Source organism: Nocardia tengchongensis, from assembly GCF_054781395.1.
The window spans coordinates 55,204-76,318 of record NZ_BAAGUM010000017.1 but is presented as its reverse complement, the minus strand read 5'-3'; the positions used below and the strand labels follow the sequence as shown (position 1 = coordinate 76,318).

Here is a 21,115-nt window from a genome sequence, read left to right as displayed (position 1 = left end):
ACTCTAGCAGAGGGTCAGTACCTGCCGAAAGCGATAGCGACATTGTGCCCGCCGAAACCGAACGAGTTGTTCAGCGCGTAGTCGTAGCGGCCCGGGCGGGCTTGGCCTTTCACCACGTCGAGGTCGATCTCGGGGTCCTGGTTCTCCAAATTCAGTGTGGCAGGGATGATTCCGTCCCGGACGCTGAGCACGGTGATGACGGACTCCAGGGCGCCGACGGCACCGATGGAATGCCCGAGGGCGGACTTGGGCGCATACACCGCGGCATGGTTGCCAACAGCTTGCTGGATGGCGTTCGCCTCCGCGGTGTCGCCGATCGGGGTGGCGGTGGCGTGTGCATTGATATGGGTGACATCGGATTTGGACAGGCCCGCGAACTCCATCGCGCGGCTCATGGCGCGGGCCGCGCCGGTGCCCTCGGGATCCGGTGCGACCAGGTGGAATCCGTCGGAGGTGACGCCCGCGCCCATGATCCGGGCGTGGATGGTGGCGCCGCGCGCCTTCGCGTGCTCCTCGGTCTCGATGACCATGAGCGCGCCCGCCTCACCGAAGACGAAGCCGTCGCGGTCCAGATCGAAGGGCCGCGACGCGCCCTTGGGGTCGTGATTGCGGGTGCTCATGGCCCGCATCATGGAGAACCCGGCGATGGGCAGGGCCTGGATGGAGCCCTCCACGCCGCCGGTGACCACGATGTCGGCGTCGCCCATGACGACCGTGCGCCAGGCGTTCGCGATCGCCTCGGAACCGGATGAACAAGCCGAAACAGGCGTGGACACACCGGCCCTCGCGCCCAGCTCGACCCCGACGCAGGCGGCCGCGCCGTTCGGCATCACGGCCTGCACGGTATTCGGGAGCACCTTCCGGTAGCCGCCGTTGATCAGCTTGTCGCGCGTGGTGATCAGCATTTCCGCACCGCCCAGACCGGTGCCGATGGAGACGGCCAGTCGGTCCTTGTCCACCTCCGGCGCCCCGGCGTTGCCCCAGACCTCGCGGCTCAGCACCACCGCCATCTGCTCGACGTAGGACAGGCGGCGCGCCTCGCCCTTGGACAACTGATCGGTGGGCGACACCTTGAGGTGTCCGCCGATGCGGACCGGGAGGCCGAAGTCGTCGAGGAAGCTGTCCTCGAGCACGTCGATTCCGCTCTCGCCGTTGAGTAGACCCTTCCACGTCGAGTCGACGTCTCCCGCGATCGAGGTGGTCGCGGCGAGCGCGGTGACAACGACATTGGGGTATTGCCGGCGGTTGGGCGTCTGCATGTTCACTCTCTCCGTAGCAATGCTTCGGCGAATCGATCTTGGATTCGCGTGGGCTGTCAAGGGCGGGTGGAAACCAGCGAGCGGGCCCGGCCGTCGATACTCCGGCGGGGGATGAGGCCAATCTTCGGCGAACTGAGTTAGATTATCCGAGGCGAAGCCGACCAGTCCCATTAAGCGACACGCGGGCATCCCTTTTCAATCGCCAGGGCGCCTCTCGCCGCGGCGGCGATCGCCGGATCTCCCGAGCATCATTCCCGCAGTGCCGAGCCATTTCAAGGGAGGGCATACGATCGTGGCCAGGAGTCTCACGCAGTTGGAGCTGCTCATCGAGCTGGAACCGATTGCCGAGCAGAACGTGAACCGCCATCTATCGATGGCCAAGGACTGGCATCCGCACGACTACGTCCCGTGGGACCAAGGTCGCAACTTCGCAGCAATGGAGGGCGCCGACTGGGATCCCACGCAGTCGGCGCTCAGCGAGGTCGCCAAGGCGGCCATGATCACCAATCTGCTGACCGAGGACAACCTTCCCAGCTACCATCGGGAGATCGCGGAGAACTTCTCCCAGGACGGGCCGTGGGGCACCTGGGTGGGCCGCTGGACCGCCGAGGAGAACCGGCACGGAATCGTGATCCGGGACTACCTGGTGGTCACCCGCGGCGTGGATCCGGTGGCGCTGGAACAGGCGCGCATGACGCACATGACGAACGGATACAACCCAGCGCATTTGATCAGAAAGCATTCCGATACCAAGTTCATTGCCGCCGATGCCGGATTCATGCATTCCGTCGCTTATGTCACCTTTCAGGAATTGGCGACTCGCGTGTCGCACCGCAATACCGGCAAAGCGTGCCATGACCCCATAGCGGACCGCATGTTGCAGCGCATCGCCGCCGACGAGAACCTCCACATGATCTTCTATCGCGATATGTGCGGTGCGGCCCTGGACCTCTCACCCGACCAGGCCATGGACGCCATCGCCAATGTCGTGCTGGCCTTCCAGATGCCCGGCATGGGCATGCCCAACTTCCGCCGCAACGGCGTCCTGATGGCCAAACACGGCATCTACGACCTGCGCCAGCACCTGGAGGAAGTGCTGCTGCCCAATCTCAAGAAGTGGAACATCTTCGAGCGCACCGACTTCGGGTCCGCCGGCGAACGCCGCCGCAACGAGGTCGGCGAGTACCTGGACAAGCTCGAGAAGGACGTCGTCCGTTTCGAGGAACAGCGCGACAAGGCGCTGGCCCGCGACGCGCGGCGCGACCTCACCCCGCCGGTACTCATCGGCTGAATCACCCGGCGGCGCACGGTGGCGGGGAGCGCCCCTCCACCGTGCGCCATCCGGCGAACTAGAACAGCGTCATCGGGTCGGTGGGCTCCGGGGTGGGCAGGGGTTCCAGGGCCGGCAGACGGGCGGCCACTTCCGCGTGGAAGCGGCGGGCCAGGGTGCGGGAAGCCGCATTGTCGGGGGTGTGGATGAAGACCGTGGGGGAACGGCCCTCCCGCAGCCAGGCGACAGTGGTGTCGATCCAGGGCTGCCAGCCGGCGACGGTGGTCGCCACATCATCGCGACCGTGGTAGCGGACGATGGGGAATTCGGTCAGGGCGCGCGTGCGCCGGGGGTTGTTGGGCTTCTTGGAGCAGGCCTCGTATTCGGCGGCGCTGCCGGGCGGGGCGGAGAACAGGACCGTGGTGTCGAAGGGAATCCACTCCGCGCCGGCCGCGGTCAAGACCGCTTCGAGTTGCGTTATGGCGCGCTCGTTTTCGAAGAACGCCGGGTGCCGGACCTCGACGGCGCAGCGGTGGTGAGAGGGAATGGCATCGAGCAGATCGGCCAGGGCGGTCAGGTTGGTGAAGGAACCGGGCAGTTGGATCCACAGCGAGTGCAGGCGGCGGCCCAGCGGCTCGATGGCGTCCAGGAACGCCGACATGTCGGCGTCGACACCGGTGAGGCGGCGGTCGTGGGTGATGGTGCGGGGCAGCTTCATCACGAACCGGAAGTCGGGATCGGTTTGGCGGGCCCAGGATTGGACGGTCCGGCGTTGCGGGACGGCGTAGAAGGTGGTGTTGCCCTCCACCGCGTTGCACCAGGAGGAGTAGGCGCGCAGGCGTTCGGCCGGGGGTATCGGCTTCTCCTGCCAGTCCGGGTGTGTCCACATTGCGCAACCGACGTAGAGCCGCATACCTGCCACGTTAGGTCAAGGGCTTCTCGGGCCGCAGCCAACCGAAGGTAAGCCGGACCGCCCGCTGCCAGTTGTCGTATTCCGCCGCACGCAGGGCCGGGTCCATGCGCGGCAGCCATTGGGCCGCCACGCGCCAATTGTGGCGCAGGCCCTCGAGATCCGGCCAGAAACCGACCGCCAGGCCCGCCGCGTAGGCCGCGCCCAGCGACACCGTCTCGGCCACGATCGGCCGCATCACCGGGATGTCGAGGACATCGGCGACGATCTGCATGAGCAGGTTGTCCGAGGTCATGCCGCCCGCCACCCGCAGCGCCCCGGCGCGCAGGCCGGAGTCGGCGTTCATCGCCTCGACCACGTCGCGGGTCTGCCACGCCGTCGCCTCCAGTACCGCACGGGCGATGTGCCCCTTGGTGATATACGAGGTGAGGCCGATGAGCAGACCGCGCGCGTCACTGCGCCAGTGCGGCGCGTACAGCCCGGAGAAGGCGGGCACCAGATAGCAGCCGCCATTGTCTTCCACTGTGCCGGCGAGGGTTTCGATCTCCGGCGCGCTCGCGATCAGGCCAATGTTGTCGCGCAGCCACTGCACCAGCGACCCGGTCACCGCGATCGGCCCCTCCAGCGCGTACACCGGCTCCGGCCCGACCTGATAGCCCATGGTGGTGAGCAGCCCGTGCTCGGACCGCACCAGCTCCTTGCCGGTGTTCATGAGCAGGAATCCGCCGGTGCCGTAGGTGCATTCGGTCTCGCCGGGCGCGAAGCAGGTCTGCCCGAACAGCGCCGCGTGCTGATCCCCCAGCGCCGCGGCGATGCGCACCCCGGGCAGCACCGCGGCGGCGGTGCCGAAGTCACCGGTGGAGGGCTCGATCCGGGGCAGCATGGCCGCCGGAATGTCGAAGAACCGCAACAGTTCCGCGTCCCACTGCAGGGTGGAGAGGTTCATCAGCAGGGTGCGCCCGGCATTGGTGACGTCGGTGACGTGCACTCCGCCGTGGACGCCTCCGGTCAGATTCCAGATCAGCCAGGTCTCCATGGTGCCGAACAGCACCTCACCACGCTCGGCCCGTTCCCGCAGGCCGGGGGTGCGGTCCAGCAGCCAGCGCAGCCGGGGCGCGGCGAAGTAGGTGGCCAGCGGCAGGCCGCACAGTTCGCGAATGCGTTCCGCCCCTGCGGTTTCCCGCATCCGCGCCACGAGTTCCTCGGTGCGCACGTCCTGCCAGACGATGGCGCGCGCGACGGGAATACCGGTGGCGCGGTCCCACACCACGGTGGTCTCGCGCTGATTCGCGATGCCCACCGCCGCCACCTGATCGACGGTGATTCCCGAATCCCGCAGGGCCGCAGGCACGATGCGCTCCACATTGCGCCAGATCTGCACGGCGTCCTGTTCCATCCAGCCCGGCCGCGGGTAGTGCTGTCGGTGTTCGCGCTGCGCCACTCCGCTCAGCCGCGCCCGCTGGTCGAAGAGGATGGCCCGGGTGGAGGTGGTGCCCTGGTCGATGGCGAGCACATACCGTTGCGTCATCCGAACCTGCCCCTCTCCGGGAAAATCATTGCGCGCCACCGAGATCCCGCGATACCGCGGCCGCCGCGTCGCGGACCTGACCGATCGGGGCGGGCCGGAATCGCAGCTGCCCGTCGCAGAGCCGGTCGATCGGCCCGGTGACGCCGATGGCACCGACCACCAAACCACCCCGGGAGCGAATCGGCGCGGCGACACTCGCCTCACCGGAACGGTATTCGCCGATATCGCCGGCCCAGCCCGCCCGCCGGACGTCGGCGATCGCGCGCCGCACCGACCCCGGATCGATGATCGTCCGGTGCGTGAGGGCGGGCAGGGCGCCTTCGAGCAGGCCGTCGGCGAGGTCGTTGTCGTAGGCCAGCAGCACCTTGCCCAGCGCGGTGGCGTGCGGGGGCAGTTCCTCGCCGACCGCCAGCGCCTGCTCGGTGTTGTCGGGCCGGAAGACGTGGTGGATGACCACGATCGCACCCTCCACCGGCGCGGCGATCCGCACCGATTCGCCGCTGCGCGCGGCCAGGGCGTCGGCGCGGTTGATGGCCCGCGACCGCAGTTCGTTGGCGTCCAGGTGCCCGGCGCCGAGGTCCTGGAGCGCGGGGCTGAGCAGATACTTGCCGCTCACCGGGTCCTGATCGACGAACCCGACGCCCTGCAAGGTGCGCAGGATGCCGTGCGCGGTCGGCTTGGCCAGCCCCAGGGCCGCGGCGATCTCCCCGACCGCCATCCGCCCGGACCCGCGCGCGAGCAGCCGCAGAATGGCCGCGGCACGCTCGATCGACTGAATCGGACCCGGCATGCCCGAAACCTACCAGCAAACCGTTCGGCATTGTCGAACGCGCCCTCTGTGCGGACGACGTCCCGCTTCGTAGCGTGGACCTCGGGCCCGGCAAGGACCGGCAACCCCCGCTCGACCTGGGCATACGGACTCAATGACGAGCCTCCGGAAAGGACCGCGATGACGCAGTATGTCGGAGCCATCGACCAAGGCACGACCTCCACGCGATTCATGGTGTTCGACCACAGCGGCAATGTGATTGCCCGTCATCAGCTCGAACACGAGCAGATCCTTCCGCAGGCCGGCTGGGTGGAACACAATCCGGACGAGATCTGGGAGCGGGCCCGCACCGTCATCAAGAGCGCCCTGGCCGGAGCCGGACTCACCGCGAGCGACCTGGCCGCGGTCGGCGTCACCAATCAGCGCGAGACCACCATCGTGTGGAACCGCCGCACCGGACGCCCCTACTACAACGCCATCGTCTGGCAGGACACCCGCACCGACCGCATCGTGGCCGAGGTGGAGAAGGCCGGCCACGGCGATCTGATTCGGGAACGCGCCGGACTGCCGCCCGCGCCGTACTTCTCCGGCGGCAAGCTGCGCTGGATCCTCGACAACGTCCCCGGCGTTCGCGCAGACGCCGAGCGGGGCGACGCGCTCTTCGGCACCCCCGACACCTGGATCATCTGGAACCTCACCGGCGGCGTCCACGGCGGCGTGCACGTCACCGACCCGACCAACGCCTCGCGCACCATGCTCATGGATCTCGAAACCCTGGACTGGGACGAGGAATTGCTCGCGGTGTTCGACGTGCCGCGCAGCATGCTGCCGCGCATCGCGCCCTCGTCGAATCCGGAAGGCTTCGGCACCACCTACCCGGGCGGCCCGTTCAAGGGCACCGTGACGATCGCCGGTGTGCTCGGCGACCAGCAGGCCGCCACCGTCGGCCAGGTCTGCTTCCGGCCCGGCGAGGCCAAGAACACCTACGGCACCGGCAATTTCCTCATGCTCAACACCGGCACCGAGATCGTGCGCTCCAAGCACGGCCTGCTCACCACCGTCGCCTACCGGTTCGGCGACGACAAGCCGGTGTACGCGCTCGAGGGCTCGATCGCCGTCACCGGGTCGGCCGTGCAGTGGCTGCGCGACCAGCTCGGCATCATCTCCGGCGCGGGGCGGGTCGAGGCGCTGGCGCGGCAGGTCTCCGACAACGGCGGCGTCTACTTCGTGCCCGCCTTCTCCGGCCTGTTCGCGCCCTACTGGCGCGCGGACGCCCGCGGCGTCATCGTGGGCCTGTCCCGCTACAGCAACAATGCCCACATCGCCAGGGCCACACTGGAATCCATCTGCTACCAGACCCGCGACGTGGTCGAGGCGATGCAGCAGGACTCCGGGGTCGCCCTCGACACGTTGCGCGTGGACGGCGGTGTCACCTCCAACGAACTCGCCATGCAGATCCAGGCCGACTTCCTCGGCGTCCCGGTCTCCCGGCCGGTCGTCGCCGAGACCACCGCGCTCGGCGCCGCCTACGCCGCCGGGCTCGCGGTCGGATTCTGGAGCAGCACAGACGAACTCGTCGCCAACTGGCACGAGGACAAGAACTGGCAACCCACCATGACCGACCAGCAGCGGCAGCGTGGCTACGCCCGCTGGCGCAAGGCCGTGTCCCGCACCCTCGACTGGGTCGATCTCGACGACGACGAGGACTGAGCGGTGACCGGCACTCATCTCGAGCCTGAAAATACCGATAACAAGGAGCATTTCGTGTCCGCACAGCTGGATCCCGCCTACCGCGCCCGGGCCATCGCAGGCCTCGGCGACACCGAAATCGATGTGCTCGTGATCGGTGGTGGAGTGACCGGGGCGGGCGCGGCCCTCGACGCGGCGTCGCGCGGGCTGTCCGTCACCCTGGTCGAGGCGCGCGACTTCGCCGCCGGCACCTCGAGCCGGTCCTCCAAACTTATCCACGGCGGCCTGCGCTACCTGGAGCAGTACGACTTCGCCTTGGTCCGTGAGGCTTTGAAGGAACGCGGCCTGCTGCTCAACAAGCTGGCCCCGCACCTGGTGCACCCGGTGTCGTTCCTGTTCCCGCTGCAGAAGCACTACGAGCGCTTCTACATCGGCGCGGGCATCGCCCTCTACGACACCATGGGCGGCGCGCGCTCGGTGCCCATGCACAAGCACCTGAGCCGTTCCAAGGCACTGGAATTGGCCCCGGCGCTCAAGGCGGACGCCATGACCGGCGCCATCCGCTACTACGACGCCCAGGTCGACGACGCCCGCCACACCATGATGATCGCGCGCACCGCCGCCCAGCACGGCGCCACCGTACTGACCCGCACCAAGGTCACCGGGCTGCTGCGCGACGGCGAACAGGTGGTGGGCGCGCGGGTGCTGGATCTGGAAACCGGTCTGGAGCACAGCATCCGGGCCAAGACCGTGATCTCGGCGACCGGCGTGTGGACCGACGACATGATCAAGATGACCGGCGTGGAATTCCCGTTCCACGTGCGCATGTCCAAGGGCGTGCACATCATGGTGCCGCGCGAGAAGCTCGACATGGGCACCGGCATCGCCATGAAGACCGAGAAGTCGGTGCTGTTCGTCATCCCGTGGGCCGAGCACTGGATCATCGGCACCACCGACACCGACTGGTCGCTGGACAAGAACCACCCGACCGCCACCGCCGGGGACGTCCAGTACATCCTCGACCACGTCAATTCGCTGCTGCGCGAACCGCTCACCCGCGCCGACATCGTCGGCACCTACGCGGGGCTGCGGCCGCTGATGACCGGCGCGTCCAAGGAGACCTCGAAGCTCTCGCGCGAACACGCGGTCGCCGAACCGGCCCCGGGCCTGTTCGTCATCGCGGGCGGCAAGTACACCACCTACCGGGTGATGGCCGCCGACGTGGTGAACGCCGCCGCCGAGCGCCTGGGCGGCGACGTCGCGCCGTCGGTCACCGCGAACCTGCCGATCCTGGGCGCGACCGGCTACCAGGACCTGCTCGACCGCGTCGCCGAGGTGGCCGCGGCGGCCGGGCTGCCGGAGCAGACCGTGACCCACCTGCTGGGCCGCTACGGCTCGCTCACCGAGGAGATCTTCGACCTCATCGCCGCGGATCCCGCACTGGGCGAACCGATTCCGGGAGCCGAGGACTACGTGGGGGCCGAGGCCGTCTACGCCGCCACCCACGAGGGCGCGCTGCACCTGGACGACCTGCTCACCCGCCGCACCCGCATCTCCATCGAGGTGCCCGACCGCGGACTGAAGGCGGCTCCCGAGATCGCCAAGCTGATCGCTCCGCACCTGGGCTGGGACGACGAGCGCACCAATGCCGAGATCAACCGCTACTTCGACCGTGTGCACGCCGAATTGGCCGCCAACGAGGAGAAGGACGACGAGGCGGCCAACGCGGCCCGCATGATCGCCGTCGGCTGACCCGTGGCCGAGTGTTTCCAGACGTTTGCTGAATAGGAGACCGTAAAGTCTGATCGGGAGTTGCACGGGCCGCCGACCGAGAGGCGAACAATGGACTTCAGCTCTATCTTTGTCAGCGAGGCACTGGGCACCGGGATCTTGATCCTGCTCGGAGCCGGCGTGGTTGCCAATGTGGTGCTGGGTAAGTCGAAGGGCTTCGACGGCGGCTGGCTCCTGATCAGTTTCGGCTGGGGCATAGGCGTCTTCGCGGGCGTCTATGTCGCCTACAAGACCGGTGGGCACCTCAATCCCGCGGTCACCATCGGCAACCTCTTCGCGTGCGCGGACGAGTACGCGCCCGGCGTTCCGGTGAACGTCACCACGACACTCGCCTACCTGAGCGGGCAGCTGTCCGGCGCGTTCGTGGGCGCGTGCGCCGCCTACGTCGCCTACAAGCGGCACTTCGACGAAGAGCCCGACGAGGGCCGGAAGCTGGGCGTGTTCTCGACCGGTCCGGCCATCCGCTCCTACACCTGGAACTTCCTCACCGAGGTGATCGCCACCTTCGTGCTGGTCTTCGTGATCCTCGCCTTCGGCAAGACCCCCAGCGGCCTGGGCCCGCTGGCCGCCGCCCTGCTGGTGGTCGGCATCGGCGCGTCCCTCGGCGGCCCGACCGGCTACGCCATCAACCCCGCCCGCGACCTCGGGCCGCGTATCGCCTACGCGCTGCTGCCCACCCGCCGCCGGGCGGACCACGCGCTGCCGGAACGGATTCCGGCCGGCGTCGGCGCGAGCGGCACGGACCGTCGGGTCGTCGCGGAGAGCCCCGGCGACCCCGTCAGCTCCAGCGTCAAGAGCGCCGACTGGAGCTACGCCTGGGTGCCCGTGCTGGGTCCCCTCGTCGGCGGCGCGCTCGCGGGCCTGATCGCCCAGCTCTACCTGTAGCCGCCCGCTCCCCCGCAGGCCCATCGACCTCGGCAGACGCCGAATGTCGGTGGGCCTTGTTAGTTTTCGCGGCACATCGAGTTGAACGTGAAGCTTGGAGCAAGGCATGAGCGGCGGGGAGAACACGTACCTGGAGCTGTCCCAGGACAGCGGTACGGCACACAAGTTCTACGAGGTCATCGTGACCGGGACGCAGGTGACGATCCGGTACGGACGCATCGGGGACGCCGGGCAGCGGCAGGTGAGTTCGTTTGCGACCGTGGAGAAGGCGCGGGCGGCGGCGGCCAAGAAGGTCGGCGAGAAGATGCGCAAGGGCTACGCGCCCGCGGTCATGGGAGCGCGCGGACGGCGGCCGGTCACCCGGCGCGCCATCGTCAGCCAGCGCTCGACCGCCAAGAGGGCGCCCGTGCTGTGGAGCTTCGACTCCGGCGCGGCGGCGTTCGGCATCTTCGTCGACGAAGAGCGCTGCTGGGTCGGCAACGAGCACGGCGACGTCTTCACCCTCACCCCCGAGGGCGAGGTGACCGGACGGTTCCGGCTGCCCGATGCGGTGAAATGCATTGTCGCCGATGATTTCTGGATCTACGCGGGCTGCGACGACGGTCGCGTCTACGACCTGTCCGGCAAGGTGCCGCGCGCGGCCTACGACATCGCGGCCAATGTCGACATCTACTGGCTCGACATCCACGACGGCATCCTCGGCGTCTCCGACCGGCAGGGCGGACTGACCGTCATCGACCACGAAGAGGAATCGCTGTGGACCCGGCGCAGCAACGGCGACTCCGGCTGGATGGTGCGCATCGACGAAGCCGGTGTGTACCACGGGCATTCGGGCGGCGTCACCAAATACGACCTGGCCACCGGTGACAGCCGCTGGCAGGTCGGCACCGGCGGCTCGGTGCTGTTCGGCTGGCAGGAGAGCGACGCCGTCTACGCCGGCACCGGCACCCGCCAGGTGCGCATGGTGGCCAAGGACGGGCAGGCCGAACGCACCTACCAGTGCGACGCGTCCGTATTCTCCTGCGCCACTTCACCGGACGGGCGCTACGTCTTCGCCGGCGACAACTGCTCGTCGGTGTACTGCTTCGACTCCGCGGGCACCCGCCTGTGGAAGCTGGCCACCGGCTGCGGTTCGGCCTATTCCATGCAGTACCACGACGAGAAGCTCTACCTGGTCACCACCAACGGCACCCTGGCCTGCCTGGATGTCAGCGAGCCCGCCATCCGCGACGCCGAACAGGGCGTGCTGCCGCAGACGCTGTCGATCAAGGCGCCGGAGATCTCGGCCGTGACGCCCAGCGCCAGCGTGGAGGTGATCACCGACGCGGGCGACGGCATCGTCGTGGAATGCGTGCAGGAGAACGGCAGCCTGCGGGTCCACGTCCTCTCCTCCGGCTACCAGCGGGACTGGAATGTGCAGTTCCCCAGGGAGATTCGCGAGGTCGGGGCACGCTACGTGGTCGACGCCGTCACCGAATCGGCGCGCGGCGGGTTCTACCGCGTCCGCGGCGACATCCGCCGGCTGCGCTGAATCACGCTCCGATGCTGGACAGTTCGCCGGGCGTCGCGCCGAAGCGCTGGAAGTGGGCGGCGGTCACCTCGACGAAGATCGCGCGGCCGGTGGCGACCACGGTGTCGCCGTCGGTCAGCGCGGTGTGGATGAACAGCTTGCGGCCCTCCCGGCCGACGAGCTTGGAGGTGACCGTCAATTCTCGGTGCAGCTGGACCGGGGCCAGGAAGTCGACCTCGAGTTTCACGGTCACGGCGGGCAGCCGCAGCGGCATCAGCACCGAGCCGGAAGCCTCGTCCAGGGCGGCCGAGACGATGCCGCCGTGGGCCACACCCGGTGCGCCCTGATGCCGCTCGTCCAGCACGAAAGTGCTGCGCACCAGGTCACCGTGCCGCTCGAAGGCCATGTGCGGGGAAGCCGGGTTGGCCGGGCCACAGCCGTAACAGCCCGGGTGGTGCGGCGGGAAAGGCCCCTCGGCGAAGAGCTCGCCGAGGGGCAACGGCGCGGCATCGCGATCGTGGTCCATACCTAGAAGTTAACCCAGATTCGAATCCGATCCACAAGCCCCGGGTCAGTTCTTGCCCGAGGCCGACTTTCCGCGCGACTCCTTCCCGCCGTGCTTGCCGTGGCCGTTGACACTCTTCTTGTCGCCCTTGCCGACGGTCATGACCGATTCCTCGGTGATCGTGGCATCGGTCTTCTGACCGCCACCGTGATGCAGCGCCTCGATCAACAGCCCGTCGTCGTCGGCGTCGATGCGGACGGTGTCGCCGGGGGCCAGCGCGCCTTCGAGGAGCTTCTTCGCCAGCGCGTTGTCCAGCTGCTTCTGCACCGTCCGGCGCAGCGGCCGGGCGCCGAACTCGGGCTGATAGCCGGTGTCCGCCAGCCAGTCCATCGCCTTGTCGGACACGTCCAGCTCGATGTCCTGGGCGCGCAGCCGGCGGCGGGTGCCGTCCAGCACCAGCCCGACGATGGTGCGCAGCTGCTCCTTGTCGAGCCGATGGAAGATGATCTGCTCGTCGAGCCGGTTGAGGAACTCGGGCCGGAACTGCTTGCGCAGCCGCTCCTCCAGCTGCGGGGTGATCGAACCCAGATCGCCGTCCTTCGCGGACAGGATCAGATCGGACCCGATATTGCTGGTGAGGATCACGATGGTGTTCTTGAAATCGACGGTGCGGCCCTTGGAATCGGTGACCCGGCCGTCGTCGAGCAGCTGCAGCAGCACGTTGAACACGTCCGGATGCGCCTTCTCGACCTCGTCGAACAGGATCACCGAATACGGCTGGCGGCGCACCTTGTCGGTGAGCTGGGCGGCATCGTCGTAGCCGACGTATCCGGGCGGGGCGCCGACCAGCCGCGCCACCGTGTGCTTCTCCTGGAACTCGCTCATGTCGAAGCGGATGAGCCGGTCCTCGTCGCCGAACACCGCGGCCGCCAAGGCTTTCGCGAGTTCGGTCTTGCCGACGCCGGTGGGGCCCAGGAACAGGAACGAGCCGATCGGCCGGTTGGGATCCTTGAGTCCGGCGCGGGCGCGGCGCACCGCCTCGGCCACCGCGATGATGGCCTCGTCCTGACCGATCACCCGCTGGTGCAGATCATGTTCCAGCTTCAGCAGTTTCGCGCGTTCCTCGGTGGTGAGGTCGGCGACCGGAATCCCGGTGCGACGCGAGATCACCTCGGCGATATCGGTGATGGTGACCGTGGGAACCTCGGTGCGGTCCGCCTCGTCGACGGCCTTCGCCTCGGTCTTCGCGATCTCGGCCTTGATCTTGGTGGCCTTCTCGTAGTCCTCGCCCGCGACCGCGGCGTCCTTCTCCCGATTCAGGTGCGCCAGTTTCTCTTCCAGCTCCCGCACCTTGGGATCCGGTGTGCGCGTGCGCAATCGGACCCGGGCGCCGGCCTGGTCCACCAGATCGATGGCCTTGTCCGGCATGAACCGGTCGGTGAGGTAGCGATCCGACAGCTCCGCCGCCGCGATCAGCGCCTCGTCCAGGTACCGCACCTGGTGATGCTCCTCGTACACGTCGGCCAGGCCGCGCAGGATCTCGATGGTGTCGGTCACCGACGGCTCGGACACCATCACCGGCTGGAAGCGGCGTTCCAGGGCCGCGTCCTTCTCGATGTACTTGCGGTACTCGTCGATGGTGGTCGCGCCGATCGCGTGCAATTCACCGCGGGCCAGAGCCGGCTTGAGCATATTGCCCGCGTCCATGGAGCCCTCGCCACCGCCGCCGGCACCCACGATGGTGTGCAGTTCGTCGATGAAGACCACCAATTCCTCGGAGTGCGCACGCACTTCGTCGAGCACCTTGGTGAGCCGCTCCTCGAATTCGCCACGGTATTTACTGCCCGCCACCATGGAACTCACGTCCAGGGCGATGACCCGGCGGTCGGCCAGCGTCGCGGGCACGTCACCATTGACGATGCGCTGGGCCAGGCCCTCCACGATGGCGGTCTTGCCGACGCCCGGGTCGCCGATCAGCACCGGGTTGTTCTTGCGCCGCCGCGACAGGATCTCCACGGTCTGCTCGATCTCCTCGGCGCGCCCGACCACCGGGTCCACCTTGCCGGCGCGGGCCTCCGCGGTGAGGTCGCGGCCGTACTCGTCGAGGGTCGGGGTGTCGGAGGGCTCCTTGGCCGTGCCGGCGGCGGGCATCTTCGCGCCCGCCAGCGCCTGGGCGGCCGGAGTGTCGTGCAGGCCCGCGATGCCGAGCAGGATGTGCTCGGGCCCGATGTAGCTGCTGCCCGCCTCGGCGGCGCTGCGTTGCGCGTTGCGCAGGGCCAGCTTGGCCGCCGGGCTCAGAGCCAGGGCGTGTTCGTCGCCGTGCGCGCCGACGGCACTGCCCGCGGCGGTGCGCATCTGCTCGCGCAGTTGTTCGGGTTCGCGGCCGATCTCGGCGATGATGCTGCGGGCGGGCTCGATGGCCGCGGCCGCGTAGAGCAGGTGCTCGGGTGTGATCTCGGCGCCGCCCCAGTCGCGGGCGGCCTGCCGGGCCGAGTCGACCACGGATTTGGCGCTCTCGCTCAGCAATCGGGTCAGGTCGATGCGCTGCACCGGCGGCTGGCGCGACATTCCGGATCCGAAGAAGCGGTCGAAGATATCGTCGAAGGAATCGAAGGAACCCATCGAACTGGGCCAACCCTGGGTCATGCGGTCACCTCGCGGCTCGGGTGACGCCCGGCAGGACTGCGTGAATACGGGTGGAACGACGATAGGGAACAAGCCTGCCGACGCGTCAGCTAACGAATGGCGAACTCGATCACCACAGTAGTAGCCCCGATGCCGATCAGCACCTGTTTGCGGTCAGCGGCCTGCCAGCACGGGCAGGAACGGTGCGTAGTCCCGCACATGACCCTCGGTCCAGTCCCACAGGGAAGCCGGGTCCACGGCCACGCCACGCTGCAGGATCAGGTGCCAGCCGTCCTCGCGCTTTTCCCACATGTCGCCGTCACGATCGACGTACGTGCCGGTGCCTTCGGGCTCGATACCTGTCTCACCCACAACAATCACCCCTAGAAATCAAGGTTACTTCCATCTGGAAACATCTTCCCCGACTCTAGCCGTTAACCGGCGACCAGGGGATGCCCGCGCAGGATCATATCGTTAGCGCTGGAAACAACTTTCGCGGCGCGACCACCCTGATCCAGACGGAAGACGTTGCAGGGGGCGATGATTCGAACGAGCGGCCAGATACCGACCGGCCGGGCTTTGACGTGCGCGGTGTTCGATGTCACGAACCGGAGTGCGGGCCCGGAATAGCGATGCCGGGCGCCGCGGCAGCGGTCGCCACGCATAGCGACTGCGCCGAATGTCGCGAGAAATCCAGGGAGCTTTTGGCCTGATTTGTCAGCTTTGGCCCGATATGTCAGCGATCGCCGCCGACCGGCCTCCGCACCCCGCCGAATTTCCCGCGCTCGGATTTGCGCTGGCTAATTCTTGGCGCGCTGGTAAGCTTCGACGATCTCGGCCGGGATACGACCGCGCGAGGAAACCTGGTGCCCCTGGGCCCGAGCCCATTCGCGGATCGCGGTGCTCTCCTCGCGGTCCACAGCCGGACGGGTGCGGCCGCCGGCGGCCACCTTACGCTTGGAACGACCCACCTTGCGGGCCTTTTCCGACCACGGTTCCAGGGCTTCCCGCAGCTTGCCGGCGTTCTTGTTCGACAGGTCGATCTCGAAGTCGTTGCCGTCGATCGAGAAAAAGACGGTCTCGTCGGCCTTCGATTCGCCGTCGTAGTCGTCAACCAGAGTTACGGTGACTTTCTTAGCCATGGACTGCCCTTCCACGTGTAGGTGCCGCTATTCGCCGAAATGCTAATCCCGCGGGATGCAGGATTCAAACCAGGCGCGAATCGAATTCAGCGCCACCAGACAATTCAGCTATTACCGCAGAGACCCTCCGGTCTTCAGCACACCCGGAATGCGGCCAGCCGCCACCCGGAACGACCGCGGACAATGCGTGCCGCGAGCGCGAAATGCCGCCCGCCGCGATCGTAGCCCGCGCAAACCTCGGCCGCGGCGGCCTCGACCATGATCACATCCACCCTGGTGAGAGTGGCGGTCCCGAGCTCGCGCCCCGACGAGCGGCGCACGCTCGCCAGGGTGCGCACCGCGGCCACCACCGCGGGCTCGGCAAACGGGCCCAAATGCCCCGCCGGGCGGCGGCCGTCCACCACCTCCAGCGCCATCCGCAGGGCGCCACGAGCGAATTGTCCTGCGGCAGTGTTGCGTTCGTCACCCTGCCCGTTCTTCGCAGCGTGCGAAGAACGCAGAACCCGTTGCAGGCCGGGCGAACCCGTGGAACGCGGCGCCGATCCGCGGTCCACCCGCGGACGGCAACCGGGCGGCCCGGTTTCCGGGCGGCATCGTTGCAGCGGCGGCTCGAACCGCGGTGCGGGCAGCAGGAATCCACCCTCCGACGCCACGACCACTCCCCTCGCCTCCGATGCTCCGATACCGCTCAGCGTCGCACGCGAGTGCGGGGCGCGGGGCCCCGTAACGAAGTTCGCACCCCGCAGCACCGGTGAGACCAGCGTCACACTCGCTGGAGCGATTTCGCGGCGCCCACCGGCCGCAGGGTCTTGCTCAGATCGGTGCGCATGACGGTCGCGGTGTCGAGCAGATAGTTCTGGCGGACCTGCCACGGGTTGTGGTCGCCCTGGCGCGGGAAGTCGGCGATCGAGCGCTGGACGTAGCCGGAGGCGAGATCCAGCAGCGGGCGCTCGCACAGGGCGCGCTGCGGCTCGGGGACCACGGCGGTGTAGCCGTTGCGTTCCATGTAGCCGAGCACCTTGCAGACCAGCCGGGACGTGAGGTCGGCGCGCAGCGTCCAGGAGGCGTTGGTGTAGCCGATGCAGACCGCGAAGTTGGGGACGCCGGTGAGCATGGTGCCCTGCCAGACGAACTGGTCGGACAGGTTGACCGGGGCGCCGTCCACGACCAGGTCGATGCCGCCGAAGGCGAGCAGCTGCAGACCGGTGGCGGTGACCACCACGTCGGCCTCGACCACCCGGCCGGACTTCAGCCGGATGCCCTCGGGCACAAAGGTTTCGATGTGGTCGGTGATCACCTCGGCCTTGCCCTTGCGCATGGCCTTGAAGAAGTCGGCGTTGGGCACCGCGCACAGCCGCTGGTCCCACGGGTTGTAGTCCGGCGTGAAGTGCTCGGCCACCAGGCTCTCGTCCTTCAGGATCCGGGTGGTGAGGCCGGTGAGCAGCTTCTTCGCGGCCTCGGGCCGGCGGCGGCAGTACTGGTAGAAGCCGATGTTGAAGAGGATGTTCTTGGTCCGGATGAGCCGGTGCGCCAGATCCGCGGGCAGCAGGTCCCGGATCCGGTCGGCGATCTTGTCGCGGCCGGGGACCGCGGAGATCCAGGTGGGGCTGCGCTGCAGCATGGTCACCAGTTCGGCCTGCTCGGCCATGGCCGGGACCAGGGTGACCGCGGTCGCGCCGCTGCCGATGACCACCACGCGCTTGCCCGCGTAGTCCAGGTCCTCGGGCCAGAACTGGGGGTGCACCACGGTGCCGGCGAAGTCGGCGATGCCGGGGAACTCGGGCTCGTGGCCCTGGTCGTAGTTGTAGTACCCCGAGCAGGAGTACAGGAAGCCGCAGGTGAGCGTGCGGCGCTCGACGCCCTCGCCGGTCCGCCGCTCCACCGTCAGGGTCCACCGGGATTCGCCGCTGTTCCATTCGGCGGCAACGATTTTGGAGCCGTAGCGAATGTGCCGGTCGATGCCGTTCTCGGTGGCCGTCTCGGTGATGTAGCGCAGGATGGACGGCCCGTCGGCGATGGACTGGGCGTCACGCCACGGCTTGAACGGGTAGCCGAGGGTGAACATGTCGCTGTCGGAGCGGATGCCCGGGTAACGGAACAGGTCCCAGGTGCCGCCGAGCGCGTCGCGCGCCTCGAGAATGGCGTAGCTGCGGCCGGGCTGCTCGGTCTGGAGACGATACGCCGCGCCGATGCCGGAGAGCCCGGCTCCGACGATGACGACGTCGAGGTGTTCGGCGGTGGTCTGCGCGGCGTTCATGACTTCCAGTCTGTTGGGCTCGGGATGCGGTTTCTTGACACTACGCGACAACTATTTGATCCTGGACGACATGTCGGTGATCAGATCCGCGGGCCTGCGCGGATTCCGCGCCACTGTGGCCGAACTGGGCGGCGACGCCGAGGAAATGGCCACCGCCTGCGGCCTGCCCATCGCCGCCCTCGACACCGACGATCTGCTCGTCCCCGACCAGGCCGTGGCCGCGGTGCTCGAACTCGCCGCCCACCGGCTGGACTGCCCGGACCTGGGCCTGCGCATGGCCCGGCGCCAGGACCTCGACATGCTGGGCCCGCTGGCCCTGGCCATCCGCAATGCCACCAGCCTGGCCGCGGTGCTGGAGTGCACCTCGCGCTACCTGTTCGTGCACGCCCGCTCGCTGAGCCTGACCATGGAACCCGACCCGTACTGCGACCGCGGCGTCATCGCCCTGCGCTACGGCGCCAACGCGCCGGGCCTGCCCACCCCGGTCCAGGGCACCGATCTCGGATTGGCCTTCGTGCACCGCACGATTCAGCGGCTGGTGGAGGATCGCTACGGGCTGCGCTCGGTGGAACTGCCCTACCGGCCCGCGGCCCCGATCCGGATCTACGAGGAATTCTTCGGCGCGCCGGTGCGCATCGAGCGTCCGGCCGCGTTGCTGCGGGGACCCGCCGCCCTGGGCGACCGGACGCTCGCCGGCGGCGACGAGAACCTGCACCGGCTGGCCATGGCGTTCCTGGCCGAGCAGTCCGGCGACGCGGCCGCGGCCGTCGCCCTGCGGGTGCGCACCACGCTGCAGAAGCTGCTGGGCACCGCCGCGCCCGAAATCGAGGTCGTGGCACGGCTGCTCACCATTCATCCGCGCACGCTGCAGCGGCGGCTGACCGCGGAAGGCACCACCTTCGCCGCGATTCTCGACGAGGTGCGGCGCGACGAGGCGCGCCGGTATCTGACCACCACGGACATGCCGATGAGTCAGGTGGCCTCGCTGCTCGGGCTGGCCGAGCAGTCGGTTTTCACCCGCTGCTGTCAGCGCTGGTGGGGGGCAACGCCGACCACGGTGCGCCGGAGCAAAACGGTCTGACCACAGCGCTTGTCAGACGGACCGCCTCGAGTTCCGATGCGCCCATTGGCAAATCATGCACGGCGAGTCGTGCAGGAAACGCCATCGATTTGCCGAATTGGGGCGTGTCGATCATGGTCATGTGGCGCTCCCACCCGCAGGATGTGCAGATGATCGCCGAATGCCCGTCCTGCGCTTGGCCCTCCCCCGCGGCCGTCTCCTCCCACCGGGGTGTGCAGTACCACCGCTGCCCGTGCGGCCAGTGGCTGATCAGCGTGCACGGGAAGGTGGTCGGCGCGGCCGGGGGCACCACGTTCAGCGGGCGGAACCCGCTGGCGGAGATCGCCGGAATCAGCGACTAGCCGGACCCGGAAGATCCGGGATCAGTCCGCCTGCACGAAGATTCGCGCGGACTCGATCCGCAGGCCGCGCTCGGTGAAGTCGAATTCGGCGATGCCGCGGCCCTCGCGGGTGTCCACCGACACCGTCACCGAATGCCCGGCCGCGATGGTCTTGTCCCAGCGCAGGCCCTTCACCCGGGTGGCGAAGTCCTCCAGCGACATGGCGCCGTCGACACCCCACTCCAGGCGCGGCACCGGCGCCAGAACCGCACGGGCACTGGCGGAATCGCCGCGCGAGACCGCGTCCAGCAGCCGCTCGGCCGCCTGCTTGCCCGCCGCGCCCACGCCGCGCAGCCCGGACATGAAGCCCACCGCGCCGCCCAGCCCCTGGTTGCCCAGCAGCTGCGGACCCAGTTTGGCCCCCGCCAGCAGACCCTTCGTGCCCGAGCCCATGAGCTGGCCGATCATCCCCGCCAGTTCCCAATGTGCGCGCAGGCGACGAATTTTCAGCGCGCCGTCCACGTCCTCGAGGTCGTAGCGCAGGTGCATGGGCACGTGCAGGGTGACCCCGGTCGACATGGTGGTGGCGATGCTGAGATCGCGGAAGACCGTCATGCCGCACACCACGTCGTTGGTGACGTCGAAGGCGATGCCGTTGGGCGCGATGAAGGTCTCGTAGAAGCGCTCGATGGCCGCGCGGCCCACGTGCGCCCGCGAGCCGACCGGGTCCTCGACGCTGCCGTCATCGGCGAAAAGGCCCACCCAGGCGGCCTTGTCGTGCGCGCCGACGGCCCGCGGTGAGGCTTCGACGGTCGCCAGCAGTTCGGCGGCGGTGGGGTTCGCGGGCACGTGTCCTCCAAGTGGTAAAGCCAAGCGCGCGCGATGATACCGAACGCCCGGCCGTCCTGATTGTCAGGTTCGGAATCGGTACCGTCGAGGGCGTGCCAACTCCGCGGAGGATCGCCCTGTCCGTCGCCCTGGTGGCGGCGCTGATCACCGGTCTCGCGTTCGCGGGTCTGCCGGTGTTCGTGCATCCACAGGTCGATCCGCTGCGCCGGGCCGACGCCATCGTGGTGCTGGGCGGAACCGCCTACGCCCGCTACGACCTGGGATTGCGGCTGGCGCAGGAGGGGTACGCGCCCGAACTGCTGATCTCGCGCTCCACCGGGCAGGACGACGTGATGATGGACCGCTACTGCGACGGCGGGTTCGCGTTCCGGGTCTCCTGCTTCGTGCCGGACCCGTGGACCACCCAGGGCGAGGCGCGCGAGATCCGCCGGCGGGCCCAGGCCGGGCACTGGCAGCACATCATCGTGGTGACCTACACACCGCACGTCTCGCGGGCGCGGTACATCGTGGAAAAGTGCTTTTCCGGACAGATCACCATGGTGGCGAGCCCCAGCGATTCGGGGCTGTTGTTCTGGTCCTGGATGTATGTCCGCCAGTCGGCCGGTTATGTGCGCGCGTTTCTGCAGCACGGTTGCTGAAAGATGAGCCACGGCCACGCAATTGAGCGGTTACGATGAGGTCCGGGCAAAGGAAAGCGCGTCCTCTCGGGGGTGGATGCGGGTGCG

Annotated in this window: 19 protein-coding genes; 8 read left to right on the top strand and 11 right to left on the bottom strand. The window is 68.4% G+C overall.

Annotation, left to right across the window (positions count from 1 at the left end; genetic code table 11):
- Positions 1-14: 14 nt before the first annotated feature.
- Positions 15-1,259 (bottom strand): KasA/KasB family beta-ketoacyl-ACP synthase, encoded by a 1,245-nt coding sequence (locus tag ACYVKL_RS31485; RefSeq protein ID WP_213557671.1) that lies wholly within the window; start codon positions 1,257-1,259, stop codon positions 15-17.
- Between the two features lie 292 nt (positions 1,260-1,551).
- On the opposite strand from ACYVKL_RS31485, the gene ACYVKL_RS31480 reads away from it, so the two are divergent.
- Positions 1,552-2,550, top strand: a complete 999-nt coding sequence (locus ACYVKL_RS31480; protein ID WP_379167789.1) for an acyl-ACP desaturase — start codon at positions 1,552-1,554, stop codon at positions 2,548-2,550.
- A gap of 58 nt (positions 2,551-2,608) precedes the next feature.
- Here the strand turns inward: ACYVKL_RS31480 and ACYVKL_RS31475 are convergent, their stop codons facing one another.
- Genes ACYVKL_RS31475 through ACYVKL_RS31465 form a run of 3 tightly spaced genes read right to left on the bottom strand, consistent with a single transcriptional unit; the run spans position 2,609 to position 5,757 of the window.
- The gene (locus tag ACYVKL_RS31475; protein ID WP_213557673.1) at positions 2,609-3,442 is read right to left on the bottom strand and encodes a DUF72 domain-containing protein; all 834 of its coding nucleotides are present in this window, start codon (positions 3,440-3,442) and stop codon (positions 2,609-2,611) included.
- A gap of 10 nt (positions 3,443-3,452) precedes the next feature.
- Positions 3,453-4,967 (bottom strand): glycerol kinase GlpK, encoded by a 1,515-nt coding sequence (glpK, locus tag ACYVKL_RS31470; RefSeq protein ID WP_379167791.1) that lies wholly within the window; start codon positions 4,965-4,967, stop codon positions 3,453-3,455.
- A gap of 25 nt (positions 4,968-4,992) precedes the next feature.
- Complete coding sequence (locus ACYVKL_RS31465; protein ID WP_379167793.1) at positions 4,993-5,757, bottom strand: IclR family transcriptional regulator; 765 nt, start codon at positions 5,755-5,757, stop codon at positions 4,993-4,995.
- A 159-nt stretch (positions 5,758-5,916) separates the two neighbouring features.
- On the opposite strand from ACYVKL_RS31465, the gene glpK (ACYVKL_RS31460) reads away from it, so the two are divergent.
- From glpK (ACYVKL_RS31460) to ACYVKL_RS31445, 4 genes are all read left to right on the top strand, one after another.
- On the top strand, positions 5,917-7,446 hold the full coding sequence (gene glpK, locus ACYVKL_RS31460) for a glycerol kinase GlpK (RefSeq protein ID WP_379167795.1): 1,530 nt from the start codon (positions 5,917-5,919) through the stop codon (positions 7,444-7,446).
- A gap of 54 nt (positions 7,447-7,500) precedes the next feature.
- Positions 7,501-9,177, top strand: coding sequence for a glycerol-3-phosphate dehydrogenase (gene glpD, locus ACYVKL_RS31455; protein ID WP_379167797.1), 1,677 nt, complete (start codon positions 7,501-7,503; stop codon positions 9,175-9,177).
- Positions 9,178-9,267: 90 nt separating this feature from the next.
- Positions 9,268-10,101, top strand: a complete 834-nt coding sequence (locus ACYVKL_RS31450; protein WP_379167799.1) for an MIP/aquaporin family protein — start codon at positions 9,268-9,270, stop codon at positions 10,099-10,101.
- 106 nt (positions 10,102-10,207) lie between these two features.
- Positions 10,208-11,632, top strand: coding sequence for a WGR domain-containing protein (locus ACYVKL_RS31445; protein ID WP_379167801.1), 1,425 nt, complete (start codon positions 10,208-10,210; stop codon positions 11,630-11,632).
- Between the two features lies 1 nt (position 11,633).
- On the opposite strand, the gene ACYVKL_RS31440 is transcribed toward ACYVKL_RS31445, so the two are convergent.
- The 6 genes from ACYVKL_RS31440 to ACYVKL_RS31415 form a co-directional block, all read right to left on the bottom strand.
- A complete protein-coding gene (locus tag ACYVKL_RS31440) occupies positions 11,634-12,137 on the bottom strand; it encodes a PaaI family thioesterase (RefSeq protein ID WP_379167802.1) in 504 nt (167 codons plus the stop codon).
- 45 nt (positions 12,138-12,182) lie between these two features.
- A complete protein-coding gene (locus ACYVKL_RS31435) occupies positions 12,183-14,762 on the bottom strand; it encodes an ATP-dependent Clp protease ATP-binding subunit (protein ID WP_379167805.1) in 2,580 nt (859 codons plus the stop codon).
- 153 nt (positions 14,763-14,915) lie between these two features.
- On the bottom strand, positions 14,916-15,113 hold the full coding sequence (locus ACYVKL_RS31430; protein ID WP_213557680.1) for a hypothetical protein: 198 nt from the start codon (positions 15,111-15,113) through the stop codon (positions 14,916-14,918).
- 428 nt (positions 15,114-15,541) lie between these two features.
- Positions 15,542-15,883 (bottom strand): histone-like nucleoid-structuring protein Lsr2, encoded by a 342-nt coding sequence (locus tag ACYVKL_RS31425; RefSeq protein WP_213561466.1) that lies wholly within the window; start codon positions 15,881-15,883, stop codon positions 15,542-15,544.
- 134 nt (positions 15,884-16,017) lie between these two features.
- Entirely contained in the window at positions 16,018-16,536 is a 519-nt protein-coding gene (locus ACYVKL_RS31420) for an Rv3235 family protein (RefSeq protein WP_379167807.1), read from the bottom strand.
- Positions 16,537-16,646: 110 nt separating this feature from the next.
- On the bottom strand, positions 16,647-18,140 hold the full coding sequence (locus ACYVKL_RS31415; RefSeq protein ID WP_379167809.1) for a flavin-containing monooxygenase: 1,494 nt from the start codon (positions 18,138-18,140) through the stop codon (positions 16,647-16,649).
- A gap of 34 nt (positions 18,141-18,174) precedes the next feature.
- On the opposite strand from ACYVKL_RS31415, the gene ACYVKL_RS31410 reads away from it, so the two are divergent.
- A complete protein-coding gene (locus ACYVKL_RS31410; protein ID WP_379167811.1) occupies positions 18,175-19,221 on the top strand; it encodes an AraC family transcriptional regulator in 1,047 nt (348 codons plus the stop codon).
- 104 nt (positions 19,222-19,325) lie between these two features.
- On the top strand, positions 19,326-19,562 hold the full coding sequence (locus ACYVKL_RS31405) for a hypothetical protein (RefSeq protein ID WP_379167813.1): 237 nt from the start codon (positions 19,326-19,328) through the stop codon (positions 19,560-19,562).
- Positions 19,563-19,583: 21 nt separating this feature from the next.
- On the opposite strand, the gene ACYVKL_RS31400 is transcribed toward ACYVKL_RS31405, so the two are convergent.
- On the bottom strand, positions 19,584-20,390 hold the full coding sequence (locus ACYVKL_RS31400; RefSeq protein WP_379167815.1) for a nuclear transport factor 2 family protein: 807 nt from the start codon (positions 20,388-20,390) through the stop codon (positions 19,584-19,586).
- A 56-nt stretch (positions 20,391-20,446) separates the two neighbouring features.
- Between ACYVKL_RS31400 and ACYVKL_RS31395 the strand changes: the two genes are divergently transcribed.
- Positions 20,447-21,028, top strand: a complete 582-nt coding sequence (locus ACYVKL_RS31395; protein WP_379167954.1) for a YdcF family protein — start codon at positions 20,447-20,449, stop codon at positions 21,026-21,028.
- The last annotated feature ends 87 nt before the right edge of the window (positions 21,029-21,115 follow it).